Below are 10,873 nucleotides of genomic sequence, written 5' to 3'. Positions count from 1 at the left end.
TAATGCGCTGATTTTCACCTCGTCTTCCTCACGGCTGCTCAGAAATACGATCGGCGCATTCGTGTAGCTACGTGCGTTCATGCACCAATCAATGCCATTTTCATTAGCCAGCAGTACATCCAGTACAATCAAATCCGGCTCGAAAGACGCAAGCAGCTTCATAGCTTCTGTCCCGCTATGACTGTAGGAGGATATGAAACCCTCCCTCTCGCAATACGCCTGAACAATCTCGCATATATGAGGATCATCATCGACGATCATGATTTTGTGCGTGTCCACCACACCGTCACCTTCCTTCATTTACAATATACAAGGCAGCGATACATAGAATATCGATCCCGTCTTGCCGTCGCTCTCCGCTCGAACCGTCCCTCCACTTTGTTCTATATTCCGATGAGCTTAAGCCCAAACAAGACAAAAACGCAGTCCTATGGACTGCATGCGTTGATTAATCTGGTGGACCTTAGCGGGATCGAACCGCTGACCTCTACGCTCCCAGCGAAGCTATCTACCGCATGAGTCGGTTTCACTACCAACAATATGGACAATCCCGCCTGAATAGGTTTTTATCTAGTTAATAAAGCGAATTCACGACCCACCCGTTTGCCTGTGTCGGCATAACCGTTTGCATCAATGACTGGTACATCGCGAATTGCTGCACCTGGCGAGCCTTAGAGTTCAGCAAGCTGCTTGCCGGGACTTCATTGTAACTTTCCGCTGCTGATGATAGACGGTCAGCTAGGCCATAGTTGCCGCTAATCGCTTTCGTTGTTTGTTCGAAATTTGAGCTTAAGCTCATCATAATCTTCTCTTCATCCAGCTTGAGAGTACCATCGCCGTTACTGTGAATACCGATTCGCTCATAGGTAGATGAGCTGACTAACGATTCCATGCTTTTACGGGCAGATGAACTCATAACTCCACCGGCTTCTTTCAAGCGATCAAGCATCGTATTGTAACTCGACACCAGATCTTTAACTTGCGCGATGACTTTGTCTTCGTCCGGTTTGATTTGAATTTTCACTGCTTCCATCGATGGGGCCATTAGTGTCGCCGTAGCTTTGCCCTTCTCCAGATCAATCGTGTTCGACTGCGAAGTTTGAATTGCGCCGCCGTTCACGCTGTAGGACGCATTGGACGCTAGTTGCGTTGCATTCTTAACGCCGGTTGCCGACATCGCGTTGCCGGTAACATCTTCGACCTCGAAAGCCTGATCCGCTCCTGTCTTGTCGTTGCTTAACTCAAGCTTCTTATTGCCTGTTTTATCATCCGTTACAATACTGGCGGTTACGCCCGTCTTCGCTGCATTGACCGCATCTTTCAGCTTGGTCAGCGCTTGATCGTTCGTATCGTTATCAGAGATAACAGCCGATACCTTAGTAGTCTTGCCGCCTATCGTAATGTTGAACTGATTGATGCCTTTGCTTACAACGGACGTTTCTACTTTTGACAAAAATGTTCCACTGTTCGTTTGAGAAGTCGCGATCGCATTCACTTTAACTTCATAAGTTTTGCTCGCAGCTCCGGCCGATGCAGTTGCAGTAACCTTCTTACCGTCCGATGATTCCGCCGTCCTTGCTTGGAAGGATGAATTATCCTTCTGCATTAATTTTTGCGCCGATGATTGCATACCCTGCGCGGATTTCAAAAAATTCGCAATCCCGGTTGCTGCTGTCTTGATATATTGCTCATATGGATTGCTCTTCGAAACGAACTTTGAGAATAAAGATGGGTTCGCACCCAGACTATTGGAAGATTGGAAACTCAAAGGCGTCGTTCTGCTAATCGGATTCATCAAGTTATACGAGTTAATCGATAGCGTCATCCGTCTACCCCTCCATACTTTCGCACAATATATATTGTTAATTTCTGCTTCGACATAAATCTGCTATGGTTTCATCATCGTAATTTACGGGGTGATTATCCATCTGACCTCAGTGAGGCATACTTGCTCGATCGCACGAACTCGCGATGGGCTTCCTGAATCGTGTTCGCGCGCATCAGCAGCTCCTCGGAACCACCATGCTTCAGTTGCCCGGCAATCTGCATCAGCTTGAACGTGTTGTAATAGTTCGCATCCGCTTTGCTACGGCTATACTGCAATGCGTCCTCATACGCTTGGCGTTCCATCAAGAGGCTCATTGCTTGATTATGTAGATTGGGATCATGTTGCTGTAAGTAGTCCATTTGGACGGTGCTTAGCTTCTTGCCCAGCATGAGTAGATTTCGAATAGATGCCACACGCGACTGATCCTTCGTCGCACGTGCGTCCTTGCATTGCTGCATCGCTTTGAAATAATCACTGACCGGCTGCACGGAGTTTACATTCACGCCATTCCCCCCTAATTACAAATATCGTCACATGCAACGATGCCTCGATCCGAGTATCCGGCTGCATGTACCATCTCCCATGACAGCTAGCTTTTCTTCGTCAAAAACTTACAAATATTACTTCTAATTTATCATGGTTGATTGCTCTATATACGAAACTTAAAGAAAACTTTAAGTTCGGCTTGCAACGCACCAATGGTAACCCGCATATATCCTGTCCCCCGAATCGTAACAAAAAAACGGCTTATGCCTTCGACTCATCATCGTTGTCATCGCCGTAGTACAACTCGGAAAATAATTGAACGGTGGATTTTAATGGGGTGGTCCCCAGCTCTTCCTGCAGCAGCTTCGTAAATCGTTCGTAATGCTGCTGCATGGACATGCGGTCGCCCATCTTCGCGTAGATCCGAAGCATCCTTTCATTGATGTCGTCAAGGTATGGATTTTGAAGAAGGGCTCTTCGCAGACAATGCCCCGCCGCGCGGTGATTTTGTACTGAGAGATGGTAGTCCGCTATTCGTCTCATTAACTCAAAATAATCGCTTTTGTATTTTTCCTGCGCTTGCTGAGCCCAAAAAAAACCATCTTCCTCCATATAATTGCTTTTATATAGATTTGCTATCCTCTCGAATTCGCCGATAGAATCCGGCGTTATTACCATTTCACCGCTAGTAACCCGCTCAAATTCGGCGACATCACACTCTCCTCCGCGCGTCTCCAAACGATAGCAGTTGTTATGAAACTCCAGCTTGTAATTGTCACCGACACTCGCTATCTTTTTCCTGATTCTGTAGATACAGGTATGCAAAAATGCGGTACCTTGCTCCAGATTTGCATTAGGCCAAATATCATCCAGAATTTTCTCTTTCGTGACAAACGTATTCCGATGATGAACGAGATACGCCATCAGTTCGCGTTCCTTGGATGTTCTCCATTTTACCGGAAATGTTAGTTCCGCGTTCGCATCGCTTATCCATTCAAAACGGCCAAAACAGATAAATTGGGACTTCCTTGTTTGCCTCTCCTTTTTGAATTTATCTTGCTTACCGGCGCTCTGTTTTGACATAATCCGTGCGATAGTCTTGCTTAATCGTTCTGCTGTGGTTGGTTCCAGCACGTAATCGATGGCATTCGGCTCAAAGGCTTCGGCTCCATAATGATGACATGCTGTCACAAAAACATCGATTCCGGGATCAATCGCCATGATATGTTCGGCCGCTTCGATACCGTTCAAACCAGGCATTTCAATATCCAAAGATACAACATTCATGCGCTCCTGCAATAACTTATTTATCGCTTCATCCGGTTTCGTAAACATCCCGACATTCTCGATGTTTTCGATCGTTATCAACAGCTTTTCAAGCAAATCCAGTGCTGGTTGCTCATCGTCTACTAATATTACTCGCAGCATAAGTCACCTCATTAAATCGAAATTCGGAATGCGAATCATGACTTCCGCGCCCTGTCCGGACGTGCTTTTCAATTTATGTCGATTTTTCTCCTCCTACTTTATCATGGTAAATGGGATCACTTGGGAATTACAAAGAAAACTTTAAGTTCGCGCTTGCAACGCATCTCAAAAAGGACTTCATCGTGATGTTTGTGTTCAACGCCTCGCAGATATTTGCAGGGTACATGGGAAATACATCTCCGCTGCATGCTTTATCTTGACCGCGAACTTAAAGTTTTCTTTGAACTTCATCAATGGGTTAATCAACCATGATAAGATACACAGGATGGTCAGCTTGTATAGTATTGCTACTGAGCTTGCCCCTCCCTGCTACCTACGCAGCAAGAGCGAGGTTACAAAGTGAGACATCTAAGGGCATTGAGCGTGCCGATCTAAGCAAGTTTAAAGTCGCCGCTCAAGTTCCCGATTGGAGAAGGGATGAAGATCAATATATGGAAACCTACGTAAAACGGAATTATGGTAAGGCTATCGTTCAAAAACTCGAAAGCGGGCTTGCTTGTCTTCTCGTAATCTGTCTTCTAATGACTGCGCTTCTTGCAACTCCGTCATCGGCTTCGGCAAATATGAAGTTGGGTGACGTGGCAGTGGGAACCGCTCCAAACGCAGTCGCGGTGAATCCGGTGACGAACAAAATCTATGTCGCCAATGGGGGCGGCACCGTGACGGTCATTGACGGCGCGACCAATACGACGATACCGGTATCGGTGGGAACCAATCCAATTGCAGTCGCGGTGAATCCGGTGACGAACAAAATCTATGTCGCCAATGGGGGCGGCACCGTGACGGTCATTGACGGCGCGACCAATACGACGATACCGGTATCGGTGGGAACCAATCCAATTGCAGTCGCGGTGAATCCGGTGACGAATAAAATCTATGTCGCCAATAGTGGCAGTGACAACGTGACGGTCATTGACGGCGCGACTAATACGCCGACGTCGGTAGCGGTGGGTGACGATCCAAGAGCAGTCGCGGTGAATCCGGTGACGAACAAAATCTATGTCGCCAATGGGGGCGGCACCGTGACGGTCATTGACGGCGCGACCAATACGACGATACCGGTATCGGTGGGAACCAATCCAATTGCAGTCGCGGTGAATCCGGTGACGAATAAAATCTATGTCGCCAATAGTGGCAGTGACAACGTGACGGTCATTGACGGCGCGACTAATACGCCGACGTCGGTAGCGGTGGGTGACGATCCAAGAGCAGTCGCGGTGAATCCGGTGACGAACAAAATCTATGTCGCCAATCGTAATAGTAGTGACGTGACGGTCATTGACGGCGCGAACAATACGACGACGACGGTACAGGAGGGGGACGATCCAATTGCAGTCGCGGTGAATCCGGTTTCGAACAATATCTATGTCGCCAATCTTTATAGTAATGACGTGACGGTCATTGACGGCGCGACCAATACGCCGATTCCGGTAGCGGTGGGTGACGATCCAAGAGCAGTCGCGGTGAATCCGGTGACGAACAAAATCTATGTCGCCAATCGTAATAGTCGTGACGTGACGGTCATTGACGGCGCGAACAATACGACGACGACGGTACAGGTGGGGGACGATCCAATTGCAGTCGCGGTGAATCCGGTGACGAACAAAATCTATGTCGCCAATCAAAATAGTAATGACGTGACGGTCATTGACGGCGCGAACAATACGACGACGACGGTACAAGCGGGACAGAGTCCAACTGCAGTCGCGGTGAATCCGGTGACGAACAAAATCTATGTCACCAATGAGCTTAGCAACTACGTGACGGTCATTGACGGCGCGATCAATACGACGACGACGGTACACGCGGGACAGAGTCCAACTGCAGTCGCGGTGAATCCGGTGACGAACAAAATCTATGTCGCCAATCTAAATAGTACTGACGTGACGGTCATTGACGGCGCGATCAATACGACGACGACGGTACACGCGGGACAGAGTCCAACTGCAGTCGCGGTGAATCCGGTGACGAACAAAATCTATGTCACCAATGCGCTTAGCAACAACGTGACGGTCATTGACGGCGCGACCGATACGCCGACGATGACGGTACAAGTGGGAACTACTCCAAGTGCAGTCGCGGTGAATCCGGTGACGAACAAAATCTATGTCGCCAATGAGGGCGGCAACTCCGTGACGGTTATTGACGGCGCGACCGATACGCAGACGTCGGTAGCGGTGGGACACACTCAATCTGCAGTCGCGGTGAATCCGGTGACGAACAAAATCTATGTCGCCAATGAGGGCGGCAACTCCGTGACGGTTATTGACGGCGCGACCGATACGCCGACGTCGGTAGCGGTGGGACACACTCAATCTGCAGACGCGGTGAATCCGGTGACGAACAAAATCTATGTCGCCAATGAGGGCGGTAACTCCGTGACGGTCATTGACGGCACGGACAATTCGACGGTGTCGGTACAGGTGGGAACCACTCCAAGTGCAGTCGCAGTGAATCCGGTGACGAACAAAATCTATGTCGCCAATCAGAACGGCAACTCCGTAACGATCATTGACGGCGCGACCAATACGACTACGCCGGTACAGGGAACCACTCCATATGCAGTCGCGGTGAATCCGGTGACGAACAAAATCTATGTCGCCAATCAGAACGGCAACTCCGTAACGATCATTGACGGCGCGACCAATACGACTACGCCGGTACAGGGAACCACTCCATATGCAGTCGCGGTGAATCCGGTGACGAACAAAATCTATGTCGCCAATAATGCTAGTAATGACGTGACGGTTATTGACGGCTCAAACAATTTGACGACGGCGGTACCGGTGGGACACAATCAAATTGCAATCGCGGTGAATCCGGTGACGAACAAAATCTATGTCGCAGATATGTTTAGCGGCTCCGTGACGGTCATTGATGGCGCAACCCATACGACGACGTCAGTACAGACGGGAAGAAATCCAGCTGCAATCGCGGTGAATCCGGTGACGAACAAAATCTATGTCGCCGGTCGGAATGGCACCGTGACGGTTATTGACGGCGCGACCCATACGACGACGACGGTACAAGCGGGAGGCCTTCCATATGCAGTCGCGGTGAATCCAGTGACGAACAAAATCTATGTCGCCAATCAAAATAGTAATGACGTGACGGTCATTGACGGCGTGACCAATACAACGACGACGGTACCGGCGGGAGACACTCCAAGAGACGTCGCGGTGAATCCGGTGACGAACAAAATCTATGTCGCCAATCAAAATAGTAATGACGTGACGGTCATTGACGGCGTGACCAATACAACGACGACGGTACCGGCGGGAGACGCTCCAAGAGACGTCGCGGTGAATCCGGTGACGAACAAAATCTATGTCACCAATATGGTCAGTGGCTCCGTGACGGTCATTGACGGCGCGAACAATACGACAAAGACGGTACAGGTGGGAACCTTTCCACAAGTAGTCGCGGTGAATTCGGTGACGAACAAAATCTATGTCGCCAATAGTACTAGTAATAACGTGACGGTTATTGACGGCGCGACCGATACGACGACGACGGTAGCGGTGGGAACCACTCCACGTGGACTCGCGTTGAATCCGGTGACGAACAAAATCTATGTCTCAAATTTTTCTAGCGACACCGTGACGGTCATTGACGGCGTGACCAATCAGACGACGCCGGTACCGGTGGGAAGCCGTCCAGAAGCAGTCGCGGTGAATCCGGTGACGAACAAAATCTATGTCTCAAATTTTTCTAGCGACACCGTGACGGTCATTGACGGCGTGACCAATCAGACGACGCCGGTACCGGTGGGAAGCCGTCCAGAAGCAGTCGCGGTGAATCCGGTGACGAACAAAATCTATGTCACCAATCGTGATAGTAATAACGTAACGGTTATTGATGACGCCAGGCGTACAACAAATCCATTGGAAGTTGAAGTTACGCCACTGCCCAACAACAAAGCTTACGGAACGGATGCAACGTTTACCTTCCAGGTATCTAATGGTTATAGTCCATATGCCTCGGTCGTGCAAAGCGTGTACTTCCAGCTTGATACAACACAAGGACCATGGGTGCAAGCGAACCCGTCTGGCAGCAACTGGACTGGAACGGTGTCTTCATTAACGTACGGTCAGCATGAGCTTTTTGTTTTGGCTCTCGAAGCCCAGGGGAATGGAGTTCCCGCAGGAGTAGCCAATGCCTATTCCTTTTACTCGGTACCACCGAACTCGATAAGCCCAACGAGCGCGAGCTTCGACATACATACCAGATCAGCGGGTCATGCGGATGTATCGACGACATTTGCGCTCAACGGCAATACGCTGACAAGCATCGCCAACGGCGCGACGAACCTGGCAGCGGGAACGGACTATACCGTGTCAGGCAACACGAGTACCATCAGCAAGGCGTACTTGGCGGCGCAGCCGGTTGGGACGACAAGACTGACGTTCACGTTTAGCGGCGGAGCGACACAGACGCTTGCGATTACAGTGAGCGATTCGACGCCAACGATCAGCCCGACGAGCGCGAGCTTTGACAAATATACCGGATCGGCGGGTCATGCGGATGTATCGACGACACTTGTGCTCAACGGCTATAATTTGACTAGCATCGCCAACGGCGCGACGAATCTGGCAGCGGGAACGGACTATACCGTGTCGGGCAGCACGATTACCATCAGCAAGGCGTACTTGGCGACGCAGCCGGTTGGGACGACAAGACTGACGTACACGGTTAGCGGCGGAGCGACACAGACGCTTGCGATTACAGTGAGCGATTCGACGCCAACGATCAGCCCGACGAGCGCGAGCTTAGACAAATATACACCCGCGACTGTATCGACGACACTTGAGCTTAACGGCTATACGCTGATAAGCATCGCTAACGGCGCGACGAATCTGGCAGCGGGAACGGACTATACCGTGTCGGGCAGCACGATTACCATCAGCAAGGCGTACTTGGCGACGCAGCCGGTTGGACCGACAAGTCTGACGTTCACGTTTGTCGGCGGAACTTCAAAGACGCTTGCGATTACAGTGAGCGATTCGACGCCAACGATCAGCCCAACGAGCGCGAGCTTCGACAAATATAGTCCCGCGAATGTATCGACGACACTTGAGCTTAACGGCTACACGCTGATAAGCATCGCTAACGGAGCGACGAATCTGGCAGCGGGAACGGACTATACCGTGTCGGGCAGCACGATTACCATCAGCAAGGCGTACTTGGCGACGCAGCCGGTTGGACCGACAAGTCTGACGTTCACGTTTGTCGGCGGAACTTCAAAGACGCTTGCGATTACAGTGAGCGATTCGACGCCAACGATCAGCCCAACGAGCGCGAGCTTCGACAAATATAGTCCCGCGAATGTATCGACGACACTTGAGCTTAACGGCTACACGCTGATAAGCATCGCTAACGGAGCGACGAATCTGGCAGCGGGAACGGACTATACCGTGTCGGGCAACACGATTACCATCAGCAAGGCGTACTTGGTGGAGCAGCCGGTTGGAATGACAAATCTGACGTTCTCGTTTAGCGGCGGAGCGACACAGACGCTTGCGATTACAGTGAGCCATTCTTCATCTGCCGTTCGCAAGCTGGTTATCGACGTAAATGGTAAGACAGTTGACCCGGACAGCATCGACACCACGAAACCATTCGTCGCGTTTGAAGTAACGCCAAAGGAAGGTGCGGCCTATGTCAGTATTCCGGCCACTATTTTAACGGACTTTGCGAACAAGAACGCTGCCTTTTACTTCGATATCAATGCTCCCTACGGCAGCTATCAGGTGCCAGTCCAATTGGCATCGTTCATTCCCGGACTAGCCAACTTACTTGCTGCAAATCGCCTCAAGAGCGAAGATATCAGCTTCAAGATGACCTTGATCGATCGGTCCGGCGATCAAGAAATCCAAGCTGCGTTGGCGAATAGCTTGCCAAAGCGTAAAGTGATGGGCGAGATTGTCGATTTTAAGATGGATATTATCAACACGAATACAAGGCAAACCATTGGAAATGCAGACAAGCTCACGAAGGCGCTGACGAAATACATTCCAATGCCGAAGAGCATGAAGGATATGCCTGTGCAATGGGGAGCATTCCGGTATAACGAATCTAGGAAGAAATTTGAGTTTGTTGCCGCCAAATCGGTACAAATCGGTGGCATAGGGTATGTAACAATCAACTCGTATTTCAATACCCCGCACGTTATCGTCGAGAATGCGGCAACCTTTACCGATACGCTCATACATTGGGGTAAATCGTTTGTTGAGCTAGCGGCGGCGAAAGGACTTGTCGAAGGCGTTGGGAACGGACAGTTTGCACCCAACAAAACCGTGACAAGAGCGGAGTTCACCGCTATGCTCGTCCGGGCACTCGGACGCGGCCAATCGATCGGCAACGCAGCGTCTTATGTCGATGTGAAGTCGGGAGCGTGGTACTACGAGGAGGTAGCGACAGCAAAGGAGCTTGGCCTGCTGGACTTCGTAAGCGGTACAAGCTTCAATCCAGAACAACCTCTGACCCGTGAAGAAATGGCAAGTATGCTGGCGGCGGCCATAGAACTTGAGAAGCTGCCGCTTACCAAGGATTATGTAAGCTTGGATGGCTACAAGGACATCGCCCCGGCGGACTCCGCCTACTTGGAAGACGTTCGCCTGATGGTCAAGCTTCACATTATGACAGGCACGGGCGCGAACCAGTTCAGCCTGAAAGGTAAAACGACACGCGCGCAGGCCGCTGTTGTATTGATTCGGACGCTGCAAGTGCTTGATAGGATAGACGGATATAAGGAGTAATGATCAAATAAAATCCCGCTTGAGGCTAGTCCATTCAAGCGGGATTTTTTTTAGTTTACTTGGTTGCGAAGGGTCGAATACCGTGCAACCGGCTATCGTTATCTACCTGATAAAGCAGGAGGGCTGGAGTCAAAAGTTAACGCTATTTTCGCGCTTGCAACGCACCTCTGGCAACCAGCATATATCCGGCCCCCCGAATCGTAATGACTCTCTCAGGATTGGCATGGTCGGCCTCGATTTTTTTACGTAAATTGCTGATGTGTACAGCGACCGTTCTCGTATCCTCTAGACTCTCCGTTCCCCAGACGAGCTG

The 10,873-nt window shown here is 50.3% G+C and carries 6 protein-coding genes and 1 tRNA gene; 1 reads left to right on the top strand and 6 read right to left on the bottom strand.

Annotated features, from left to right (window positions below):
• The 5 genes from L3D05_RS26245 to L3D05_RS26225 form a co-directional block, all read right to left on the bottom strand.
• A partial coding sequence (locus tag L3D05_RS26245; RefSeq protein WP_239619328.1) for a response regulator occupies positions 1–279 on the bottom strand: 279 nt, incomplete at its 3' end.
• 175 nt (positions 280–454) lie between these two features.
• Positions 455–551 (bottom strand) — tRNA-Ser (locus L3D05_RS26240).
• Positions 552–574: 23 nt separating this feature from the next.
• A complete protein-coding gene (fliD, locus tag L3D05_RS26235; RefSeq protein WP_239619327.1) occupies positions 575–1,825 on the bottom strand; it encodes a flagellar filament capping protein FliD in 1,251 nt (416 codons plus the stop codon).
• 95 nt (positions 1,826–1,920) lie between these two features.
• Complete coding sequence (locus L3D05_RS26230) at positions 1,921–2,331, bottom strand: hypothetical protein (protein WP_239619326.1); 411 nt, start codon at positions 2,329–2,331, stop codon at positions 1,921–1,923.
• A 244-nt stretch (positions 2,332–2,575) separates the two neighbouring features.
• Complete coding sequence (locus L3D05_RS26225) at positions 2,576–3,742, bottom strand: response regulator (protein WP_239619325.1); 1,167 nt, start codon at positions 3,740–3,742, stop codon at positions 2,576–2,578.
• Between the two features lie 491 nt (positions 3,743–4,233).
• On the opposite strand from L3D05_RS26225, the gene L3D05_RS26220 reads away from it, so the two are divergent.
• On the top strand, positions 4,234–10,560 hold the full coding sequence (locus tag L3D05_RS26220) for a X2-like carbohydrate binding domain-containing protein (protein ID WP_239619324.1): 6,327 nt from the start codon (positions 4,234–4,236) through the stop codon (positions 10,558–10,560).
• A gap of 142 nt (positions 10,561–10,702) precedes the next feature.
• Here L3D05_RS26220 and L3D05_RS26215 read toward each other — a convergent pair.
• Positions 10,703–10,873 (bottom strand): winged helix-turn-helix domain-containing protein (locus L3D05_RS26215; protein ID WP_239619329.1); only part of this gene is annotated, 171 nt, incomplete at its 5' end.

The sequence above is a fragment of the Cohnella mopanensis genome (assembly GCF_022352055.1).
Taxonomy (GTDB): domain Bacteria; phylum Bacillota; class Bacilli; order Paenibacillales; family Paenibacillaceae; genus Cohnella; species Cohnella mopanensis.
Note: the sequence above shows the minus strand (reverse complement) of the source record. Positions and strands in the feature narration are given on the sequence as shown.

Excerpts from the sequence above, each read along its gene's own strand:
- fliD (WP_239619327.1), bottom strand. The coding sequence starts at position 1,825 with ATGACGCTATCGATTAACTCGTATAACTTGATGAATCCGATTAGCAGA.
- L3D05_RS26225 (WP_239619325.1), bottom strand. The coding sequence starts at position 3,742 with ATGCTGCGAGTAATATTAGTAGACGATGAGCAACCAGCACTGGATTTG.
- L3D05_RS26220 (WP_239619324.1), top strand. The coding sequence starts at position 4,234 with ATGGAAACCTACGTAAAACGGAATTATGGTAAGGCTATCGTTCAAAAA.